The 22103-nt window shown below is 55.2% G+C and carries 16 protein-coding genes and 1 pseudogene; 6 read left to right on the top strand and 11 right to left on the bottom strand.

Translation table 11 applies throughout. The annotated features are described in order from the left end of the window. Window positions 1-161: 161 nt before the first annotated feature. Window positions 162-2519 carry a hypothetical protein gene (locus ACZ48C_RS01220; protein WP_464781939.1) on the top strand — a complete coding sequence of 786 codons (2358 nt, stop codon included), beginning with the start codon at window positions 162-164 and terminating at the stop codon, window positions 2517-2519. A gap of 192 nt (window positions 2520-2711) precedes the next feature. On the opposite strand, the gene ACZ48C_RS01215 is transcribed toward ACZ48C_RS01220, so the two are convergent. Next, on the bottom strand, window positions 2712-3521 hold the full coding sequence (locus ACZ48C_RS01215; RefSeq protein ID WP_464781938.1) for a dCTP deaminase domain-containing protein: 810 nt from the start codon (window positions 3519-3521) through the stop codon (window positions 2712-2714). A gap of 104 nt (window positions 3522-3625) precedes the next feature. On the opposite strand from ACZ48C_RS01215, the gene ACZ48C_RS01210 reads away from it, so the two are divergent. Next, window positions 3626-4123, top strand: a complete 498-nt coding sequence (locus ACZ48C_RS01210) for a deoxycytidylate deaminase (RefSeq protein ID WP_464781937.1) — start codon at window positions 3626-3628, stop codon at window positions 4121-4123. A 113-nt stretch (window positions 4124-4236) separates the two neighbouring features. Here ACZ48C_RS01210 and ACZ48C_RS01205 read toward each other — a convergent pair whose 3' ends face one another. From ACZ48C_RS01205 to ACZ48C_RS01175, 7 genes are all read right to left on the bottom strand, one after another. Continuing rightward, window positions 4237-5367: a PIN-like domain-containing protein gene (locus ACZ48C_RS01205; protein ID WP_464781936.1), complete on the bottom strand. Its 1131-nt coding sequence runs from the start codon at window positions 5365-5367 to the stop codon at window positions 4237-4239. A 529-nt stretch (window positions 5368-5896) separates the two neighbouring features. Continuing rightward, on the bottom strand, window positions 5897-7573 hold the full coding sequence (locus ACZ48C_RS01200) for a DEAD/DEAH box helicase family protein (protein WP_464781935.1): 1677 nt from the start codon (window positions 7571-7573) through the stop codon (window positions 5897-5899). After that, window positions 7570-9927, bottom strand: coding sequence for an ATP-binding protein (locus tag ACZ48C_RS01195; RefSeq protein ID WP_464781934.1), 2358 nt, complete (start codon window positions 9925-9927; stop codon window positions 7570-7572). The genes ACZ48C_RS01200 and ACZ48C_RS01195 overlap by 4 nt, the downstream gene beginning before the upstream one ends. A gap of 4 nt (window positions 9928-9931) precedes the next feature. Then, entirely contained in the window at window positions 9932-10411 is a 480-nt protein-coding gene (locus tag ACZ48C_RS01190; protein ID WP_464781933.1) for a very short patch repair endonuclease, read from the bottom strand. Further along, window positions 10383-11330, bottom strand: coding sequence for an Eco29kI family restriction endonuclease (locus tag ACZ48C_RS01185; RefSeq protein ID WP_464781932.1), 948 nt, complete (start codon window positions 11328-11330; stop codon window positions 10383-10385). Before ACZ48C_RS01185 ends, ACZ48C_RS01190 begins: the two co-directional genes overlap by 29 nt. 76 nt (window positions 11331-11406) lie before the next feature. Further along, window positions 11407-12531 (bottom strand): DNA cytosine methyltransferase, encoded by a 1125-nt coding sequence (locus ACZ48C_RS01180; protein WP_464782755.1) that lies wholly within the window; start codon window positions 12529-12531, stop codon window positions 11407-11409. A gap of 34 nt (window positions 12532-12565) precedes the next feature. After that, complete coding sequence (locus tag ACZ48C_RS01175; RefSeq protein WP_464781931.1) at window positions 12566-12886, bottom strand: ribbon-helix-helix domain-containing protein; 321 nt, start codon at window positions 12884-12886, stop codon at window positions 12566-12568. Between the two features lie 550 nt (window positions 12887-13436). On the opposite strand from ACZ48C_RS01175, the gene ACZ48C_RS01170 reads away from it, so the two are divergent. Together ACZ48C_RS01170 and ACZ48C_RS01165 are read left to right on the top strand one after the other, a co-directional pair. Next, window positions 13437-13955: a hypothetical protein gene (locus ACZ48C_RS01170; protein WP_464781930.1), complete on the top strand. Its 519-nt coding sequence runs from the start codon at window positions 13437-13439 to the stop codon at window positions 13953-13955. A 257-nt stretch (window positions 13956-14212) separates the two neighbouring features. Beyond that, window positions 14213-14416: pseudogene (locus tag ACZ48C_RS01165) on the top strand (IS66 family transposase); the annotation flags it as partial. Window positions 14417-14477: 61 nt separating this feature from the next. Here the strand turns inward: ACZ48C_RS01165 and ACZ48C_RS01160 are convergent. From ACZ48C_RS01160 to ACZ48C_RS01150, 3 genes are read right to left on the bottom strand one after another with little or no spacing between them, the layout of a single operon-like run. Continuing rightward, on the bottom strand, window positions 14478-17378 hold the full coding sequence (locus ACZ48C_RS01160; RefSeq protein ID WP_464781929.1) for an ATP-binding protein: 2901 nt from the start codon (window positions 17376-17378) through the stop codon (window positions 14478-14480). A gap of 3 nt (window positions 17379-17381) precedes the next feature. Continuing rightward, window positions 17382-18446, bottom strand: coding sequence for a hypothetical protein (locus ACZ48C_RS01155; RefSeq protein WP_464781928.1), 1065 nt, complete (start codon window positions 18444-18446; stop codon window positions 17382-17384). Next, entirely contained in the window at window positions 18394-18813 is a 420-nt protein-coding gene (locus ACZ48C_RS01150) for a S1 family peptidase (protein WP_464781927.1), read from the bottom strand. Before ACZ48C_RS01150 ends, ACZ48C_RS01155 begins: the two co-directional genes overlap by 53 nt. 522 nt (window positions 18814-19335) lie before the next feature. Between ACZ48C_RS01150 and ACZ48C_RS01145 the strand changes: the two genes are divergently transcribed. Both ACZ48C_RS01145 and ACZ48C_RS01140 read left to right on the top strand, forming a co-directional pair. Then, the gene (locus tag ACZ48C_RS01145) at window positions 19336-21216 is read left to right on the top strand and encodes a hypothetical protein (RefSeq protein ID WP_464781926.1); all 1881 of its coding nucleotides are present in this window, start codon (window positions 19336-19338) and stop codon (window positions 21214-21216) included. Next, on the top strand, window positions 21213-22103 hold the full coding sequence (locus ACZ48C_RS01140; RefSeq protein WP_464781925.1) for a hypothetical protein: 891 nt from the start codon (window positions 21213-21215) through the stop codon (window positions 22101-22103). Before ACZ48C_RS01145 ends, ACZ48C_RS01140 begins: the two co-directional genes overlap by 4 nt.

Below are 22103 nucleotides of genomic sequence, written 5' to 3'. Positions count from 1 at the left end.
AAACCACGTCGCACAGTACCCTTCGCTTTCCACACTGGCAAAGGTCAGGTGACGGCTAGGTTTCCCGTCATCTCTCGCAGCGCAGATACATCTTTTGTTAAATGACAGCCCCTATTCCCGCTCGCCCTCGGCACTGGTGCCGACTGTAATGGAATGCGAGCATGCCAAAACAAGATCTTTCATCACGTCATTTTCAGCAAAAAATCTCAAAGTTCTGCGAGGTGCGTATTGCTCCGGTCGCGTCGAAACGGTTGCTGGAGAATATAAGGCCCTATCTCATCAGCCTCATAATCTACCGCAAGTCGCCACCGCTACAGAATCGTCGCATCGATTGGATGGCGATTTCTCACGCCTGCGGAGTTGAAGACGAACTAACGGCCGATTTAAAGAAGCAGTTCCGTATTGCTCTGGATGCAATCATCCGCTGGCTGGGCGCACCACCCGCGTCCGAAGACATTCGGCCAATGAAGCGAGCCCCGCAATCACATAAAGCCGATCAGCGTAAGGCTACAATTCCCACGGTCTCTACCCGAAAGCCACGGCGGATCGGCGACGACAATATTCATGCACAATCCGCTTCAGCGCCAAGAGGGCCGCAACCGAAAGTGATCCAGCCATTTCCGGATCCGTTGTTCGAAGCGAGCCAGGACCCCGCCGGATTTCAGGATGCCCTCGTCTATCACATGCGCCGGTTCGGCGAGAGCTACTGGCAGCTCTATCGCGCCGTCGTTCGCCTCGGCGAAACGTTCGACGACAGGACTCTGCTGTCCTGGATCCAGGGAGAGCGCGTGCCACGATCCGTCGCGAGCATGGACATCCTCTCCCGTATCGAGCGACGATACCGGCTGTCGGAAGGATACTTCAAGGCGAAATTGCCCCATCAGTCACGCTCTCTCCAGGGGCACGATCTTGGCGATGTCAGCCCTGCCGAGCGGCGGAGAATTGCATCGCACCTTCCGGACGATTTCAGCAGCCTGCCGTTCAGCAAGCGGGAGGAAATCCTCGACTGGGTGCGCCGGGTCATTATCTCGGGTTCGACCGACTATCGGCGCTACCAGGCTGCCGCAACCAAACAGCGTTACGCCATCCGCTTTCCAGGCGTCACCTATGGCGGAGGCTCGCTGTCCCCACGCGCGAACTCCCTGCCCGCCAGCGCCAACCACAATGCTGCGGAAACCTTCGAGGACCCTGATCTCCTGTCTGGCGTCGTCGACGCGCCGCCGCGGCTTGCAATGGAAATGGCTGATCTGATCCGGTTTAAGACCTCGACGCTGACGGCGGTCGGCTTTCAGCGGAACGGTGTATGGGGTCAAGAAACCGCGTCACAGAAGATCGAGCATCTCGGCCTGATGTTCGGAGCGCTGGCCGCCTCACCCAACGGCATCATCAAAGGCCGCGGCGTCCCGCTCAGCCAGTTGACCTTTGGCCTGCTGATCTTCCCCGGCATCTGGGACTGGTATCTGCAATGGCGCGAGCAACGTCGCGGTTTCTACACCAAATGGGAAGAAGACATGTTGATGGTCGCGCAAGCTCTCACCCGCTCGGAGGTTGGCTGGATCCACCAACATCCCGAACTCCTGAAAAACGTCCGGCCGATCGACGGACTGATCGCGCCGGAGGAGATCGAGTTCGCCTCCCGTGACTGGCATGGCGCCTGCGATGCGTTTCATCGGCACGCCGCTAACCGCTCAAAGGAAATACAGCGCGTGATGCGTGTGCACCGTGATCCGTTTGAGCCCATCATGTGCGTTCTGGAGGCGGACAGCCCACTGGCGGAATATCGCAAGATCACGGACGAGATCCTGAAACGCATGCCGGACGAGGCTCGCTACCCGCGTGCAGCCGCCGAGGCTGTGCGATCCTTCCTTTTGCTTCGCCTGGGCCTGCATCTCGGACTTCGGCAAAAGAACCTTCGCCAGCTTCGCGTCTGCCCACGCGGCCATTTTCCCACGTCCGAACGCCGCCTCGAAGACATGAAATGTGGCGAGTTGCGCTGGAGCGACCGAGAGGGTGGATGGGAAGTGCTCATCCCGTCGGTCGCCTTCAAGAACTCGGGCTCGTCCTTCTTTGGGCAGAAGCCGTTCCGCCTCATCCTGCCGGACTTGCTCGATCTCTACAAATACCTCGAAGCCTATATCGACCGCCATCGCGGCGTATTGCTCGGCGCGGCAAAGGATCCCGGTACGTTGTTCGTCAAGACGGTGAAGACGACCAGCCTGGATGCGGCATACGACTCCACAACCTTCTATGAAGCGTGGCGAACCGTGATCCAGCGCTACGGGATCTATAATCCCTATACCGGTCGCGGCGCCATCAAGGGCTTGTTGCCGCACGGTCCACACAATCTTCGAGACATCCTGGCGACCCATATTCTCAAACAGACGGGATCGTACGAGCAGGCAAGCTATGCCATCCAGGATACGCCGGATGTGGTACAGCAGCATTATGGTCGCTTCCTGCCACAAGACAAGGCAGCATTGGCAGCCAAGATTCTGAATCAGGTTTGGGATGCGGCATAGTCACCCTTTGACTTGAACAGCAGACGCCAAACGACCCGGAATCAGATGCGGAAGTCACTTGGCGTCTGCCCTGTATCAATTCGAACGGCTTTCTCAAGAAGCCGAACCAGTAATTCCTTGCCACCATTAAGAGATCCACGCCGAAAAATAGTAGAATTAAAATACTTACCGAGCAACACCTGTAAAAAAACGTCAATCCTTTACCTGACCCGCAGAATTTTCATTCGCGTCAGGGACTTTCTTCTCAAACATATCCCTCACATTCTGCTGCTGCATATTTTCATTTGCATATTTTTTCCTTTCAATTTCCTCCAATCGCTCACGCAGATTTTTCAACTCAAGACTCAACTCCTCAGCACTGGTTGGTGACAACAAGGTATCTACCCATTTGGCTGCGGGAACGGCGAACACCTGAATCAAAGTGAAGACAATGACTATAGCACCAAGCCAAGCAAGACCCTCATTCCGTATCCGGGTCAGAACCGCTTGCCCCGCATCGGTGGCGATCTGATCGCTGTTCAGAAAGGTACTGGGAAAACGAGCGGCAGCAAATGTCTGAATTTCTTTCAGATACTCATGAGGGGGCTTCGCTTTGCGGAGCTTCTTCTCCTCTACCGGATGGTGTTTAAAGAGACTGACGCGGAGAAAGCTGTCACCGGCATGGATCGTATGATCTATACGACTGAAATTCAGAAGAGTTGTCGCTACCGGGCCATCCCAACCGGGATCCACAATGCCAACGGTGAGCGCCCAGATACCTTCTCTGGTAAGGCTTGTTTTATAGGTAACATGTCCGGTGATATTGTCTGGCAGCTTGAACACTTCGGCCGATACCACCTGAACCATCTCACCTGGTTTCAGGATGAAAGGCCCTTGCGCCTCGGTCCCATCCTTCTTAAATATTTTCCCGATCGTCAGATCGAAGCTCGATCCCTGAACACAGGGAGTGCCGCTTGCGAAATACAATGCAGGATCGAGTTCGGCGCCCGATAGTAATGTCATTTTGCCCCCAGATTTGGCGTAGTTCTGTCGCTAATGTGTTATAATTTCAATATAAACGTGCTGCAACTCTATCTTGCGCGCGAATGGACCAACAGTTGCAACACATGACAATCACAAAACAAGACATCGAGATCATCCATAAATTAAAGGGCATTCAGCAACTGAGCCATGACCCTGACCGGCCTGTAGGCGTGATCATAACGGATGCCAACGGCAATGTGCTGGAGTCGGGGACGAACAGACCTCCAGAAAAGCTAGGCTACGGTATATCGGAGACTCATGCCGAGATCCGGAATGAGTCGTCGTGGAAATACCATATGCTCGAACATGCTGAGCGTGACGCAATAATAAAGGCGCTTCGGCATGGACAGACGCTCGAGGGCGCGACGATGTATGGAACATTATTTCCGTGCGCTGACTGTGCGAGAGCTATTGTGAACGCGGGGATTGCGCGGCTAGTCATTCCTGCGCCCGGTCTGCATCCGGCGCGTGATCACAAATGGCAGGAGCACTATCGTTACGCCCATCGCATTTTTGAACTAGCTGGGGTTCATATTGACTCGTACAAGCCCGATGAACTGGATCAAGAGAGCACCAGGTGACCGCAAGTCCAGTTAGCTATGCGGGTTTGTCCGTTATGTCGACGACGAAATTCTAAGACAATAGAAGACAGCAATCGATTGGGTCGCCCCCCGGCGAGCGTGACATCGATTCACTACACCTCCTTCGCTCCATTGGCGTCGCTTACGCCCAAGGAAGTGGAGTCAGTGTCTGGGCTTGGTTGGTGGGCATCCAACTCTATATTGAGCTCGCCAAGACGCGTTCTCAGAACGGTCTTATCGGCAGTCGTTACCGGCATCGATCCACCGGGTGCTCCCGACAGGATGGCGACGATTTGATCACGTTCGTCCTCGAGTTCTCGAACTCGTGCCCGTCTCGCGATCGCCTCTGTAACCTCATTCTGCTTTCTGCGCGCACGCACGTCGTCCTCGAGACTTTTCTCGACTTGGTCGACCCCTGCCTTGATTTCAGGGAAGCGCTCCGCCGCAAATCGTAGGAATTGGCCGAACTCGTACATATGGAAGTCCTGCCCCGAATCCACATGAAACTCCTCGATTAACTCGGGGCGAGGCCCCAGCTTCCGACCTCTGTGGATCCACCACCAATCCTCCTTCGCATCATCCGAAACAAAAATAATCGGGCGCTTATCAGCCTTCGCCTTACCAATCATATCCTTCCAGATAATCAGATCGCCATACTTATCGAAGTCACTCCCATCCTTCTTGGCATCCTTGTACCCTGGAGGGACCTTCTTGGTGTAGCGATCATCGCCCTCTTTTTTCAGGGCTGCGAACTGTTCTGGTTTCCATTTAGTACCAACTCGTCCATTCAAAAGCTGCATTAGTCGCGAGACTGCTGCCGTGATGTCGTCTGTTGGATGCAAAGCCCGCGAGGACTCCATCCGTGCCCGAAAATCGGCCGCGAAAATGTCCAAGGCAGCCAATTCCTTGGGAACGCTAATCGTTGGATGAGCGCGAAGTTGTCTAAGTCTTTCTCGCGCCTTCTCGATCGTTGCCTCCAAATCCTTGATCAACACATCGTAGGCATCTTGGGCACCAAGCTCCACGTCCAGGCGGTTGCGATGAAACTCGAGTCCCACTTGATATGGGATCCACAAAGAGTCCTTAAGCGCGTCGAACAACCGTAAAAGCTCCTCGCGAACAGGCGCGGGATGACGGAGGCAGTGTAGTAAAACATTAGCATCGGGCACAAAAACCGCACTGTCCCATAAAGCCGACGCCTCACTCGCCGACTTTGGATACCAACCCGGATATTTTTCTCTCATAGTCACTCCAACCAGGCTAGTTTCTCGATACCAAGCCTCTGGGCCGCCTCTCTGACTAAGTTACGGGACCGATCCGCCTCGGTTTTCCCGCTCTCAAGCAGGACAACGCCGAACGACGTAAAGGATCTTTGCGCACGGCCGCGCTCGAAAACCGCCATTAGGATAGACTTCCAGTCGCGGCTTCGGCCCCAACCGATCACGCGACCGTCCTCTGTTCGTCGCCCATGAGGCTTAATATAGGCATGAACAGTACGATCCTCGTCGGTGAGTCCAAGTAATCTCCAAACTTCGGCTTCATTCAAGGACAATCGCGCCCTGACATAAGGCTTCACCAAAGAGTCCTTAATATAGACCCGCACCCTTCTGGCATCCATTACATGAGCTAACTGTCCGCCAATCGAAGTGTCTCGCGTCCAGAGCTCATAATACCGTGCACGCTCGACATCTTGGAGTGACATCCAGCCGAGATCATCACATTGCTGCCAAAGCTGATCCCTCAAGGCGTCTCGAAGGGTTGTGGGAATCCGCGTCATTGAATTCCGCCCCCACTATGAGGCGATGGAAAATCAAAGGCTGGCAGTTCAAGCGTGGGATCACCTTCACGGGTGAAGAGATCGGCCTGATCCTTCATCCAATCGAGCATGAACGTGCCAGCGCCTTCATCTCGAAACTGGATGACACCGGGCAGACGCAAACGCTCAACATCTCCCCTGACGGCCTTCTCAAGCTCGACGATCTCGGCGAGGCGACGCAGGTCACTGACGAAATCGAGAATGACAACCTTACTCTTCCTGGGACTAATACGCAGACCCCGACCGAGCTGCTGTACAAATATTCGACGGCTGTGCGTGACGCGCATGAATACGATCATGTCCACGTCAGGCACATCAACGCCCTCGTTGAACAGATCGCGGGTCGTGACAATATCAAGCGATCCCTTCCGAAACGCCGCCATGATCCGATCACGGTCCCGTGATGTCATATCGCCGGTAATTGGCTCGGCGCGGAAACCAAAGAGCCTCAGCATCGCGGCAAACCCTTTGGCATGGGTCACGGAAGAACAGAATATTATAGCCGAACGTCGGGTCTCTTTGTCGAAGGTATCACGGATAGCTCGAGCCGCTTCCTCATCACGCGTCGGCAATAATAACAGTTTGTTGAGCTGCGTGATCGAGTAATTATTGCGCGAGTGCGATCGAACAAACGACCAGTCGATGTTATCCGCGAGCAGACGATAATCCGCTTCGCAAAGAAACCCCCGTTTCAGCCCCTCAGCAATTCCGATCCGAACTACCGGTGGACCAAGTAGATGATCAATATCATATCCGTCTCCCCGCCACGGCGTGGCGGTAACACCACCGATCATCGCATCTTCCATTCTATCTGTGACTCTTCGAAAAGTATCGGAGCCAACATGATGCGCTTCGTCGATCAGCACCAGCCCAAAATCGGGCAGGTCATCGAGCTTGGATACAGCGCTTTGGACAGTAGCGAACGTAATTCCGTCCCATTCACTGGGAAATTCACCTCCAATTAGACGGTGCGTGGGAACCCATTTGGGAAGTTGATCCCAAAATGCCCTCTGTAGCTGATCGACCAACTCCCTCGTGCCAGCAAGCACCAATACCCGTCCTCCAGGGATTGCCTCATCACGAAAGAGTTGGGCGACGCCCTCTGCCAGAACGACCGTTTTACCAAGCCCAGTCGCAAGAACGACCTGCCCGCGACCAGTTTCTCTTAGGGCTCCCACAAATCGATCGACGGCTTCGAGCTGATAGTCGCGAAGATCTCGTCTGCTGGGCGGATACTCCGGGCTGCGCCTTGCCATCTCAAGCAAGGTAGCGGGCTCCAAAATACCAATGTTAATGCCGAGCGCGGCCCAACGGCGAACCGAGGCCTGCATCGCGGGGCCAGCACGCCGGCTTGTGGCAACATAAAGTCGATCGGCCTGATAATAGCGCGCCGCTTCTCCGACCTGATCCACTGCCGCCGGCGACGGATAACCGCCAGTCGTGAACTTGCATTGTATTACCCATAGCTCGGAATTCTTGACGCCCAGCACGTCGGCGCCAGCATCACCAGCACCACCAATGAGCCTTACGTCCTCGAACCCGTTGCACACTAGCAACCGAGCAACGTCGCGCTCGAAAGCCTGCCATGGCCCCTTGAGAAGCCGCTGGGTGTGGAGGAAGGGTTCTACGCTCACATCGCAACATCCGGCCTGAGAAGGCGGAGCGAGCAAGTCGCTCTGATCACAGTATCGCGCGAGGCTCGCGCTAAATCAGCCGGCGTTTGATCCGAGAGCCAAATGGCATCTCCGAGGTAGGCGTCGTAGCGCGCGACAGTCATTGCCTTGGCTTCGTTCGTCACCTCCGGCGCACCATAATCGAGGGCGGCGTAGGCATCCTCCCAATATCTCCCATCCAGAAACAACTCGGGGTGTCTTATAAAGAAACGCCGTAGCGTGCCGCCATCCGCGTAGTCCCAATATCGACCATCCTCGATGAGGGCTCGTGGATCAGTAACGCCGCGACCGGCCATCCGGCGAGCGATGCCTTCCTTTTCACGGTCAGACAGCTCATTATATGTGACCGTAGCGGATTGGCTGTCCATAAGACCAGCCACAGCGCGACAAATATCGTTTAAAATGTTGCCGGCTAGGGCAATGATTTCCTGCTCATCCAAACGAGTGTCGCCACAATACTCGGCACGAAAATCCGCGAGGACACTCGCTGGCGTGGCATCCTGGCTATGCCCGCGGAGAAACTCAATGGTGCGATAGGTCAAATCGACAAGCAAAGCATCAAGCGGGGTCATCGTTGAGGATCGAAATACGTCATGAGCCGTATCGACCAAATATGAATAGGTGCGGGTCGCGACGTTGTCCAAACGTACCGCCCATGGCTGACCGATCGGTAATTGCGGGTCAGTTGGATCAACGGCGAAAGCTTCCACCTCAAACTCCGCACGATAGGTTGGGTGAATGTACTTGCGCGTCAGTTCAAATATCGGCCGCCGCAACGGAGCTGGGGTAGGCTCGGATACTACTGCGGCAGTGTCGACAGTTTCCACCTCTCCATGTGGCTTGCCGCCGGCGACGACATTACCCGACCCTGTGGTACCGGCGTCACCTCCTAGAAAACCTTCAGGAATCCCGGCACTATCTCCAGCACCCGGAGTATCACCAAGAATCTTCGCATCCTGCTCCTCGATGAGCTGCCACCAACGTTCGTCCGTGAGATAGTCGGCGTCGGCATTAGCGAAGAAGCCAGCCATTTGTTGAGCGCGATCGTTGTCTTGGACAACCATGATCCGAGACCAAAGACCATTCTTGCCTTGAGGGCTGGTTCGGCGGAAAGCCTGAAATAGTTTGTACAGCGGGCTCTGATTTCCACTGAAACCCTTTCGTTGTGCCGTGTTTGGCCGCAAAGGTCCCTCGCCACGAACAACGCGGACCATTTCGTCCCAGGCAGGATCATCCCGCTCAAAACGATTCTTCGTGTAACTCACCTGGCAATGGTCAAGGTGGATTTCGCCGATGAAGCGCCCCCGACTTCTCGGATCGTCGATTGGATACTCGACATCCTGATTTTCCCCGTCGCTCCAAATGAAGAGATCCTTGTTCCCAATTTCAATTTTGCGGCCGTTTCGGATAAAGTCGATACCAAAGTCAGTCTTGTCCAAGTACCTTTGGATGCCGACCCAGCCTTTCACTCTTCGCGGTGTCTCCACGATGGAGCATTGAGGACTTCCTGTTGGGCATTGCGCCTGATCGCGAGCCAGCGTTCGCATGCAATGCTCGCAATAACGTCGAGGAGCGAGAGCAACGTCGAATTGCTCCACCGCGCGAACAACGGTGCCGTCAGGCAGTTCGACGGACCTACTTGCATCCCATACACAGGGCCGAAGCGGCATCACTCTCGCGCCACCCAACGTGAGCCGGATCGCACCAGCTTCCGAATTAGACAAAAGCGACGAGTATGTTTTGGCGAGATGCTTTTTGATGGTCGTGCGATTGTTCGACCGCGCTAGATAGGCGCGCTGCTCGGGCTTGAGCCGTGTGACCACAATTTCTGTTCCATGATCCTCATGGTTCGACTTGGGGCGCGTCTGACGGGGCACCTTGTAGTTTCCTGATGAACGAAGCTCCTCCAAGTCAATCCTAACGCCGACCTGCTCTGGATCGCCCCGACGGCTTGTCCAAACCTCCGTTACGATTCCGAGACGCGCGGTGGCGATGTTGAAACCCATGCCGAACAGGCCCAGCTTTGAAAGCGGATCATTGCCGGACCAACCGGCTCGAAGCGCGTTCTCTAAAGTCTCCAGGGACATGCCGGGCCCATTATCCTTGACGGACACACGCGCGTTCTCCGCGTCAGTGGTCGGTATGCTGACCGCGATTTCCGGCTGACTAATCGGAGTTCCAACTCTCACGGCATCAATGAAACCATCGATCGAGTTGTCGATGAGTTCCGCTAGGCATCGCCACTGTTCGAGATTAATCTCGCCAAGCATCTGCAACACGCGCGGCGCCGGCGTAAGATCGAGTTCCTGAGTCATTTTCCTACCTTTGCCCTGCCGCGAGGTCGGGTCTGGTATCCGCCCCACGCAATACTTTTGATGCCTGGAGTCTAGCGACTAGCTGATCTAGCTGCTCGGTTTTGGTCTCACACTCCCAAACTTCGATAACGGTCCAGCCTAGCTCCTCCAGCGCGGACCGCGTCTTTTGGTCTCGCAATCTGTTGCCCTCAAGCTTTGGCCGCCAAAAATCGAGCTTCGACTTCGGCATTCTTGCTAGCTTACAGTTGGGGTCTGGATGCTGGTGCCAGAAACACCCGTGCACGAAAACGACTATCCGCCGACTCCTAAACACAATATCTGGCTTTCCAGGTAGATCCTTAGCATGCAGACGATAGCGTAATCCTGCCGCATGCAGCGCATGCCGCACACGCAGCTCAGGCTTTGTATCACGCCCCCGTATAAGGGACATTTGCGCGCTTCTGGCTATATCCCTCTCATTCGTCGTCGGCACCGCCAGCCTCATCCGGTTCAGGACCCACGACGTTCTCGCCCACTGGCGGGACAACAGGATCGGTGGAAGTTGGATCATCCTGACGAAAGCCCGCTAACATCTCCTCCAGAAGCGCGGCGTGATCCAGTCGAGCCGGAACTTTCTCTAGTGTCGCGGCAACCCGCTGGGCAATCTCGTCTGGCGTCAGAGAGTTTGCCAGACGCTCATCCAATGCCCAAAGCCGCCCTGGATGCACCACATCCCAAGGAGAGCGTTTGTTGGCACGCGTGCTTGCGGCGTCGCCGTGCTTGCTCATACCCCAGCAAGCCTTGGTCTCCGAGTTCCAAATCGGCCAAAATGTTCGAATAAGATGCTTTTCAGCGACGAGTTGAGCATTTGTAGCGCACACAAGGCGGCGGCATACAAAGTCCGCCAATTTTATCGGCGAGAGGTGCGGTGGAAGCTTGTCAGCATAGGCTTCCGCAGTGCCGATCGTCCCAGCGTGCTCCAAGAGACGCGCGGTGAGCTTCGCGCCTTGCTCCCGGGTGGTACTGGCATCATCTTTCGCTGGATCGGCCTTGCCAACATAGATCGGCGTCTCAGTTCCGGAAATACCGGTATAGAGTGGATGATCGCCACGATAATAGATTGCGTAGACGCCTGAACCATACGCGGGCCGGATGTCTGTCAGCGGGAGCAGTGGCTGTGCGATGAGCGCGATAGAGACCATTCGTCCGACTGCCTTTGGGTCGGCGGGATCAAATGTTGCACGAGGCATACGGATTGGATCAGTGGACGAGCGCGCCGCCTCCACCGCCTCGGCGTGCGTTGCTAAGCCCTCCCGAATTCGTCGAACGACTCCCTGGGGAGGATTGTCACCGGCTGCGGCGAGGACCGCCGCGAGCGCGTCCTCAAGTGCCTTAATCGCGGCGCGATCTGGTGCCAAAGCCATCCACTAAACCCCTTCGAACGCCGAAACGAGGTCTAATAGTCACGACTCGCACGCCGGCTTAAATACTATACAAAGACTACGCGGCGCGACGCGCGGAGGCTAGGCTTACCCCCGTTTCTTTTCCACCAAGTTGTGCCGCGAGCCAAGCGCCTGCCGCAGCTCCCAGGGGAGCCGGAACCGCGTTGCCTAACTGACGCATACTCTCGGTCCACGACCGCGGGAACTCGTAGTCATCCGGAAGCCCTACCAGGCGAGCGGCTTCTCGTGTCGTGAAATAGCGAACCGATCCATCATCGCGAACCATCATATTCTCCCCCCCTGGAACACCATGGTCGCCAGCCTTCAGAGCCTTCGCGGGAAGATCGAGGGGGCTTCCCGTATGTCCGGGATATACTCGCGCGCCACTTTGAAGGACGTGGTTCAGCTTCCCGTTCGGCTCACCCAAGCCTTTTAATACATCACGAACCGTGATCCACGGAGCCTCGACCGGCTCAACATAATCGCTCTTCAATCTTTCAACGCGGGTACGATCCTGCTGGAGATGTGGCACCCGGCCTCTCTCCTTCAAACCATGCCGCTCCCAATATTCGCCCGTAACGTATTGTTCCCAGAGGAGCCGATCGCGACTATGGGTGGGCGTCATCAGCGTCGGCTGAATGTCTAGATCGCTCCTAATACCAAAAATCAGAACGCGATGCCTGATCTGCGCGGCCCCATAATCAGCCGCGTTCACCATCTGCCAAACCACGTTGTATTCCGCGCGCACCTTTGATGTCGTCAACCGCGAACGATGCACCTCGTGAGACTCGCCTGAGTTGCGAAGCAATCCAGGCCTTTCAAGATGGGCAACGATCCAGTCCAGATAGGGGCGAAAACGAGGGCCAGCGAGATTTCTAACGTTCTCGAACAGAAATGAACGAGGCCTCGCCTCGCGCACAGCGCGAATGGCCTCTGGCCACATGTCTCGATGGTCATTTTGACCTTGCTTCTTGCCACCTATTCCAAATGGCTGGCATGGCGGCCCGCCCGACACCAAATCAAGCGAAGTAAGCTTTTTCCAATCGATTTCCCGCACATCCTGAAGGCCCATGGGCCATTCACGAACGTGCTCAACACCCTTTTCCTTGTTGTGCAGGACCGTAGCGACAGCATCACGGTCGAATTCCGCCATATGCTGATGACGGAATCCGGCTCGCGACATTCCGAGCGCCAGCCCACCACAGCCAGCGAAGAGTTCAGCGCTTTGCATCTTCGCCCCTCGTTAGATCCAGCGGCAACATCGGGCCACCGGCGGATTCTTCCAAAAATCTCTCAACCGCCCGCCGGACCAACCAAGCAACCTTCACGCCGTGCACTTTCGCGAGACGATCAAGCTCTGCCTTCTGCGCCCGAGTCAGCGTCGTCGTCACACGCTCAGCGTCCTGACCATCCTTGCCCACATCCGGCCTCCGCAGCATTCCGCGGCAATCCGCAGCAAAATCACTCTGAGGGAGAATCGTTAATTTTTCAATCATGAAGTTGTGCATCCCCAACATCATCGCGCCTTCAAGCTGCAATCGCTCGAGATATCATCGGATATAATGCAGATTTAGGAACAAATAAAGAACAAATACGCTGAGACTGGGCGATTCCCACAGATGCCATCAATCGAATCGCAGATGGCCACATCTCAAAAATAGGAAGGCACGACTGACTTCCCTAGCAAAAATTGCGAAAGTCCGCTGCAGATGAACCAATACCTAAGTCCGTTGTTGTATTCGATTCTTTCTGTCGCGCAAAACCCGGAAGCCAAGCCCATGGATCGAGCGGTCGCACGCCGAGCGACGGTGTGATAGCTAATGCGCCAAGAGTGAGCGCAACATACTTCAGCCGGACGATCGACAGGAGCCGAATCCAGAGACGGGGGCTCTCCGGCTCCGTGCTGGATGCCTTGATGTGGCCGTTCCTGAGGTATGGCACCCAGAAATCCGTGCAGAACCCCGGCTTCAGAAAGTAACCATGCCCTGCCCCGTTGTGCCACCGATCCTTCACAAGCGGGCGAAGGAAACCATAAGTCCCAGCCGATCCATAACCCCAGGTCACGCTTTCCGCCATAGCGGGCCAGATATGGCGCGTGCCGACTTCGTTCACGATCGGCGGCTCGAAGCGCTGATAGAATTGCTCGAAAGGAAAACCGAATACCTGGTCGAGAGTTCAAACCGAACTGGACGATACTCCAGGAAAGTCGACTTCTTTATCTACTCGCAGGTCGGTCCGAATGCACCGCAATTCGCCTTGGAAGCTAAGCCCCTGAGATCGATTACGGATATCGAGGGGCGATATCTTGCAGAAGAGGGGATCGGTTGCTTTTTTACCACTGACTCGGTCTATACAACCCAACCTGTCGCGGGCATGATCGCCTACACGACAAATGAAGGTTCCGTATCCCACCGCCTCGACATCAAATCTGCGATCGAAGAGCTGAAGCCGAAGCCACAGGTCGATAGTTTTGAGATCCGGCCCAAGCCAATCCACCTATTGCTATCACACCACGACCGCGTCGCGTTGAGCCTTTCATCTATTGCAATCGTGCATTTCGAGATGATGTTTCCCATTGAAATAACTGACCAGCCGACGGGAGCATGATCTTGGGGTTGGGATCGTGATCACCACCGATTGGCTCGATGTCGCTTAGCGACCCTATCGCAGAAGCGGTGTGTTGAAATCACCCGCTCTGAGGTTGGCTGGATCCGTCAGCATCCGGAGCTCTTGAAGAATGTTCGGCCGATCGAAGGGCTAATCACACCGGAGGAGATCGAGTTTGCTGCACGCGACTGGCATGGCGTCTGCGATGCGTTTCGGCAGTTCATCAGGGATAGCCGATCTGTCCGGTGAAACGGGGAGCAAACCTGTCACGCAGTTCTCCGGTCGCAGAGGCGATCGACTACATGCTCAAGCGTTGGGATGGCTTCACGTCATTCCTGGAGGATGGCAGAATTTGCCTGACGAACAATGCCGCCGAGCGAGCGCTCAGGGGCTTCGCACTAGGCAGAAAATCGTGGCTCTTCGCCGGATCAGACCGCGGTGCAGATCGTGCAGCCTTGCTGGCAGCGTACTGGACACGGCACTGAAGAACAGTGCAGCGGGTAGTGCGGTCCGAAAGGATTTTCAGTTCTTGCGATTTCGATCGGGCAAAAAGGCCTTGATGTCGATCTGAAAGAACCGAAGCCAATTCGTCAGTGCTTTTCGGATCTCATATTCATCCCGCTGAACTATAATCGCTTCGTAAAGGTCTCCGTCACGCGCCAGCTGTCGAACGGACGCTGCCACAATGGATGAAACATTCGAGCCTCCCGTAACTTTCCGGTTCAAAAATTCTCTTACGATTTCGTGCTCCGAGACATTGGTCCTTGCCGAGGTCCTTTCAATGCTTGCTATCAACAGACCAAGAAGAATATCGCTGGCATTGATAAGCATGGCCTGCCGCAACGAACCCACATCCCTGGCATCAGTCTTTTCCTTCGATTTCAAATATGCATTGAGCGCACGTTCCCAGCTTTTCCGCTCGCCAGGTGAGGACTGCGCTGTCGGGTTCGTGGGCAAAGTCGGTGCCGCACTCGGGATGAGGTGACGCTGCTCCTTGTATAAGTACCTATAGACGTGGCGAAGCGAGGAAGGCGCAAGCTTCTTAGGGGTGATCGACTGAAGCCAGTAGATCGCAAAGTCGGGATCTTCAGCTGACCCGAGCAGGCAAAGGTCATTGAACTGCATAACGGAAAGCTTCGACCTTTTGGCCAGATGACGAGGCTCGATCCCTTCGAGCATTTCCTTAAACTGGATAACTTCGCGGCGTAATTCGCCGGGCTCCGGCAACAAACGGGCAATCCAGAACGAGTAATAGCTCGCAAGCCAGCGATTGTCGCCGCCGCTTTCCGCCAACTCGAAGTAGACGCGCCGTGCATGATCGATGAGCTCGCCGGCATCCACATCAGAAATAGCAGCGACCCTCAAGCCTTGCTGCAATATCTGGTGAGACGCGCTTGGCGGCGCATGCATCGCCGAGTACGCAATCTTGCTGATTGCCGATTGGTAGTTGAGCCTTGCCAAATCGACCATCGCCTCAGCGAAAATTGCTGAATAGCTATTCGACTTGAAGAACGACTTTGCCTTCATCAAGCGTTCGATCGAATCCACGCGCCCACTATAGAACGCATTGAAGACAAAATTCACACTCTCTGGTTCAGCATCATCAACAAACGCGTCGGTAAAGTCACTCAATCGCCAACGGCGCTGAAGCTTATGCTTCAACCAGGAACGCGACCGCGGCGTGAAATCATCTTGATATTTGAGCAGTTCATTCCCGTCATCAGCAGACCATATCTCCTCCAAGACCGGGCGATCCGAGTTCAATGAGAGGGCATAATAAAGTGCCTCCTTCCGAGCTGCCTGGTCTCCGCCTCTAAATTTTCCAAGGTAAAAATCGAGGGCACGACGCCGGATTCTGTTGAGCTGCTCCTTTTCCCCACTTGCAAAGCCGAGCCTAAGCAAAAGGCTTCTGATATCTTGTCGGATATACAGACCATCTTCACCTGACTCGAAGAAAATAATCTGCTTTTCGAGTTCGTTGAATATGTCGGAGACCTGCCGGTCACCGTGTCGCGAGAACTCAGGGAATATGCCGCTTTCGGCCAAGAGTTCCTGGGTGATACGGCGAAGTGGAAGCGCGGCCTGGGCGATGTCGCGATGGCGGAACTTTGGAAGCTTGTCGATGATACGCTCAATGACATACCGCTGAAACAGTACATTATTGAATGGCCCCCGCTTGAGATCACTGAAGGAGAGGCTCCTCTCGCGCTTCACCGCTTCGACGAGCAAAGTCAGCAGAAGGGGGTTTCGCTCTGGCAAAGTGCGCAAGACAAACAGTTCCGCTGCAGGCGGAAGATTGCTTTCCTCGCAATACTGGCGGACCTCGTCATCTGTTAAAGGATGTAGATGAATGGTCTCGAGCGGCACATTGAATGCGAATGTGGATAGCCGCGTTGCGAGTACCACCGAACAAGGTTCAAATTCCTGAACGAGAGCTTCGATCAGGTCCATCAAAGGCAAGGGGTCATTGAAAGCGTTTACGAAGATTTCGACAGAATCGAAGAAGAAATGTACCCGCTTCCCCATGTTTGCAGCGCCCGCCATGGGCCGCTGAAGAAGCCTGATGAGCGCATCACGGTCAACAATCTGGCTTACATCTCTTTCAAGATTGTGAAGCTGTCGATCCAGCAGAAAGCCCCCATCATAGAGCGCATACAGCAGCTCACGACCGACGAATGAAAGGAGGTTCTGGTCGTTGACCGGCCTCTCGAAGTCCACCTCTACAACGATACTGGCGTCGTCATGATAGAGGCGCTGCAGCGCCTTCTTAACCAGAGTCGTCTTACCGGCACCGGCAGCTCCATGGATTTGAAGCACGCGTGGATACTCATCGCGGACAAGAAACTGGCGAGCGGCAGCAAGCTCACCTTCCCGCCCCACAAAAATCCGCTCTTTGGTGGCCTCATAAGATCTTGCCCGGCGTTGCGTACGGGCGATCGATTTCAGCTTGCTCGCTGACGGGAAGTTTTCCGAGCCAAGGATATGCGCTACCCTGATTGAAAACTCGGCTCCAAACTCGGCGACATCTTCGGCTTGAATGCTGCCGACTTGGCTAACCCTGTTAAACAGGCGCTCGAAATCGTCCCATCCGTCCGCCTCAATTCCCCCCTCCAGGATGCCCAGCCCTTTGCGCCGGATCTGGTCGCTTCGGACGTCGTCCTTGAGGCGGTAGAGAGCCCCATTCGCACGCTCTACGACTTGCGAGTCAGCCTGGATGTGTTTCTCAACGGCGGCAGAGATCGACTGATCACCAAAATCGAGTATCGCGCGGAGACGACTGAACGAAAACAAGCCCGGACGGGCAAGTTGCGACAATATCTCGTCGCGTTTTTCAGCGATCGTCCCGTCCCTCCTCCCAAGTCCTCCCAATCGAGCGAGAATCTCCTTCTGGGCGGCAGTCAGGTCTACAGGTTCAGACGGCATGTGTTAAACCCCGGAAAGCTCGCGAAGAGAGTTGCAAAGATCATGCGCTCTATCTGCATGCGTGACCAGCGTGGTGGTCGAGAAGTCGATGGTAGACACGAGCGTATTTACCGCGCTTTCAAAGACAGGTGCGGCGACATCCAGCTCATGATAGCAGCAAAAGTGCTCGGCCAGTCTGAGGAAATCATCAGGCTTGATCGCGCCGAGGTCCAAACGGTGTGCTTTCACGCCAGCTGGTATCTCTATGGAGCCGGAGAGGGCGATACGGATATGGGTGAATTGCGGCGCTAGTCCGCAAATATGAGAGAAGAGATCCACCGTAAATTCGTCAGATACGTCGAAGCCGTCGAAGAAGATGAATGCGACTTCATGTTGGAGCGAGCATACTTGGTCGACATCGTCGAGGACCTTGCCGATTTCACGCTTGAAATAGGCATGGAAGGACTCGCTGTCCTCATAGTGCCTAACGCGCTCCTCAGAATTGAAAACACGCCGATTGATCTCCCGAATGACCTTCTTGTTCTTTTCGAGCGTACTAATCTCGATGTGTTCATGCAGTCGGCTCGGACGAAACGTTTTGACGATATGCTTCACAAAGGTTCGACCGGAACGAGAGTTCCCATAAACATAGAGCGGATCCTTGTCGGCCTCCTGGATCATCCCCATGGTCTTGGCGATAATGCCGTCACGATTGAGGATCGGCTTTCCATCCCAGCTTGTTCGCGGACACATCGTTTCCGGCCTGGTGGTCATGATTTCAGTGTCGATTTCCGGAAACCTCAGCTCGACATGTTCCAAAATAGCAGCCATCTCCACCGCGATGTTATCGTCGCCTTGAGTCTGTACATGAAGCGCGAGCGGCGTCATCGAATGACTGACGAAACACAGACCGCCGGACGAGCCTTCCTCAGTAGCAGCAGAATGATAAAAACGGTCCCCGACCTTCTTGGTGACGGACCCACCGCTTACCACGAAGCGTGATTTGTTCGGCTTCGCATCTCTCAAAACAACGTTATCACGCTTCACCTGCGGGAAATGCAACAGTGCAAACGGGCGCTCGTAGTCCATGAGCCTCCGTTTTGAGCGAATGCCAGCCCCGCATTCGGCTGGCCGATTCATCGTACCGATGGTAACCATACTTCTTCGGCAAGCGTATGATTGCGTAGTCGAGCGTAGGATCGAACGCGACGATCTTCTCGTGTCCGAGGCTGATTTTGTCCTGCCGTCCCGGACCACCAGTCGCAACGTAAAATTCGATAAAGACTTGATCGTCGTCTTCGTCCAATACCTCGAGCAGCCTCGCGACCACGTGGTGCGCGGTCATAATGAGGTCTGGACCAATCAGGAATGCGGAACCTGTCACACCTGACTTGCACAATCGGCAAGATCGGCCGGTCACCTCGACGATCTGGCTGAGCGAGCTGACGTCCAGCATCGTTCCGAATTTCTGGGGTACGCTGGCTTCATTCACGGGAGGCGTGTCTTTGGGCATGAACGTTGAAGGACCATCAATAAAATGCGGGGTTTATTCGGCGCAACGGGAAGTCGGCCGCCACAACATCAGCTCGACGGCATTTTAGACATTAAAGGTTGCATTCCCCAACTCCCCACTGCACCGAGTTTGGTACGTTCTGATTTGTTTCGCAACGATTAATTGTGCGGAGATGCCCTGTGTGAAACACATTAACCCCTGAACAATTATCACATCGCTGAGTAAATATACGCCGTTCGCGCCTTTCGACAGCGCAAAATCTCCCTTAAATTCGGAGAATCCCGCTGGAAATACGCCGCCTGAGGTCCAATAGTTGGTGATTTTGTTCACGGACCTCGCACGATTGAAGATGAGCGGTTTTTGGCGACTGTCATGCGGACGCGACGCCATGCAGCGAATTTCATCCTTTGACTGCATGCAGAAATTGCGCAAGATATACTCGGCGAGGTTGGGGGAACCGTACGAGTGGAAAAGCCACTTTTCATATCGATTGCCGTGCACAAGGCGAAAGGCCTCCAAACACTGCCAGGTGTTCTTGAGTCGAGCGAGCAAATTTGCGCCTGGGCGGCCAAGGACTATGACGTCATCAAGATCAACGACGCGGAAAAACCCGTCACGGTCAAACGCATTCGTGAAGCTCTCACCCCGGAAGACGACGACGGGAACACCGATCCGGCAAAACTCCTCGATCGGCCAAGGATCATCGTCTATTTCGCCGGCCACGGCTTCGCGGTCTGGCCCGATCAATACTGGATTTTGTCACGTGGGCCGGATCAACCGAACGAGCGTATTAGCGCGAACCTGTTCCGCGACATGTTGGCGAGTTACGGGCCTGCGCAAATTGCCTTCATCAGCGACGCATGCCGCTCCTCCAAAGCCCTGACCGGGCTTGGCGCTCCAGTGCTTGATTACTACCCGGGCACACCCGTCAATCCGCAGAAGGACATCTTTTATTCGTGCCAGCCCGGCGAAAGCTCCTTCGCTGTCCCAGCCGAGGATGGTCGGCCAGCCTATCTAGTGTTTTCGTCAGTGCTGCTCAAAGGCCTTTCGGAGCCCGACGGCACCAACCTCGACAAGGTCTTGCTCCTTTTGAACAAACAGGCGGTGACGAGCCAAAGTCTTTCGACATATCTTGAAGAAAATGTTCCAGAGGTCGCCCTCGAGGTCGAACGCGTTCAGATCACCCAATGCGACCCTGGTTTTCGGCCACTTGACCACATCTACGTGGATTTTTCTCCCGCCGAGGCGGAGGTAACGGCTGGCAAGGACGGAACCGGTCTGTGGAAAATACAGCCCGACGCAGTGCGTCCAATGCAAGAGGCTGGCGGGCATGCTAGCGAAGCGAATATCGACGCCATGGTGTCCTACATCAAGGCTCAGTATCGTCGACAGAACGAGCAGAAGAATGCCGTCAAGCAACCTGAACGCTTCAACCTGTCCCGATCAGAATGGCGGGCACCTTTTGTCCGCGAAATCGGCGAGGAACTTAGCCAGGCGAGACGAGGCCCGTCGGTGGCCATTAAGGGCGCGCCCGATCTAGCGGTCCTTGTCGCCGGGCGAAAGCGTGGAACCTTCGAACGTCCCTCCCTGACCGACCTACCGGGCGGCGAGACCAAGACCTACTCGTACGAACGCCGTTTGCACGGTCTGGGCGAGACGCTGTGCGCAACTTACGGTGGGAATGCACTCAGCCTCATTCCGATGTTCGATCGTATGCACACGATCGGCGCCGTGAACGACAACGCGAGCGAGAAGGGTCTCGAGTTCCTTAGTTGGTACCCACTTTATGGCGATAGATCCGATGGAAACGAACTCCATTCTGCAGAAGCCCTCAAGGGGCTCTCGCGAGGCTTCCTGCGCCCGAGCGATGCCCAGAAGATTGCCAACCAGCTGCGATACCGCAAGCACCTCGATCCCATGCTGGGTATCGTAGCTGCCTATCTTTACAGCGCCTCGGGCGACCTCGCCAACATCCGTAGAATGGCCTACTACTACTGTGACCACTACCAACCAATTCCGTTTGACATCGCTCTTCTCGGTGAGCTTCCGATCCTTGAAGGCAAAAGCGGTTACGAGACTGTCGTGCCTGCGGTCGCTGGTTCCGAGCGCTACGATACAGGCGAGCCGATTTTCAGCTACGAGGCAACGGATGAGATCCACGGCGAAATCGCTGGGCTAGCGCCCATTTTGCGTGTCGGCTGGCCTTATCTTCGCAAGAGCGCCCTGCCCTTCCATGAGGTTTGTTGGAGATTCATCGACGACCTCGCGCCATCTCCAATTACGACATTTATCGGTATCGATGCAATTGACGCGATCAGCACAGCTTTTCGGGAGGAAGCACGATGAGATTGGTATTCATCCACGGCATCAACAATGAAACCAACACGGTCAAGGAGATTGAAGACCGGTGGACGGGTGCACTTGAAAAGGGATGGGCGGCTCTTGGAGAGAAGCCGACCAAGCCGTTTACGGTAGATACGGCTTACTATGCCGACATTCTCGCCGAAGCGAGCGGAGACACGAAAAAGGCCGTTGAGATGGGAGGCCCTGGCGATCCAGGTACGGGTCTTGCGATCGAGTTCCTGAGGGCATACGCGGATGAGGCCGGGGTCACCGAGGCCGAACTCACCAGTGCAGCTGTTGCCGAAGGGGTCCCGATGGGAGCGATCGAGCAAGGCGTGCCGCACGAAGGGTGGGTCATTGCCTTTGCCAAGGTCCTGGAACGCGTTTTGCCGACGAAGGGAAAGTATGTCGCCAAGCTGTTTCTCCGGCAGGCCTCAGTCTATATCGGCGACCCCGTGCTTGCGGCTCGCATTGCCGCAAAAGTCATCAAACAGATCTTCGAGACAAAGCCCGATCCGACAATCGTCATCGGTCATTCCCTCGGATCCGTTGTCGGATATCGCATCCTCGCGGATACGAAATTTGCAGACCGATCCGCACCTCTTTTCGTAACCGTCGGCTCGCCACTGAGCGTAGACATGTTCAAGCCGATTTTGCCAGCACGTGGTTCGATGCCTACGCCGCCAATCAAGCGTTGGATCAACGGCCGGAACAAAGAAGATTTCGTCACCTTAGGAAAGGCGATCACAAAGAAGTCCATCGGGTTCGACGGTGTCGTCGACATCACAGACGTGATCGACAATCCTGACAACCGACACGATATCGGTGCCTATCTGGAAAGCGAAAAGATCGCCAAGGCCGTACTGGATACGATCAACAGCAAAGGCTGA

It is taken from the genome of Shinella sp. 1A1 (assembly GCF_055379515.1).
The sequence above is the reverse complement of the archived record's forward strand: the minus strand, read 5'-3'. Positions and strand labels throughout refer to the sequence as shown.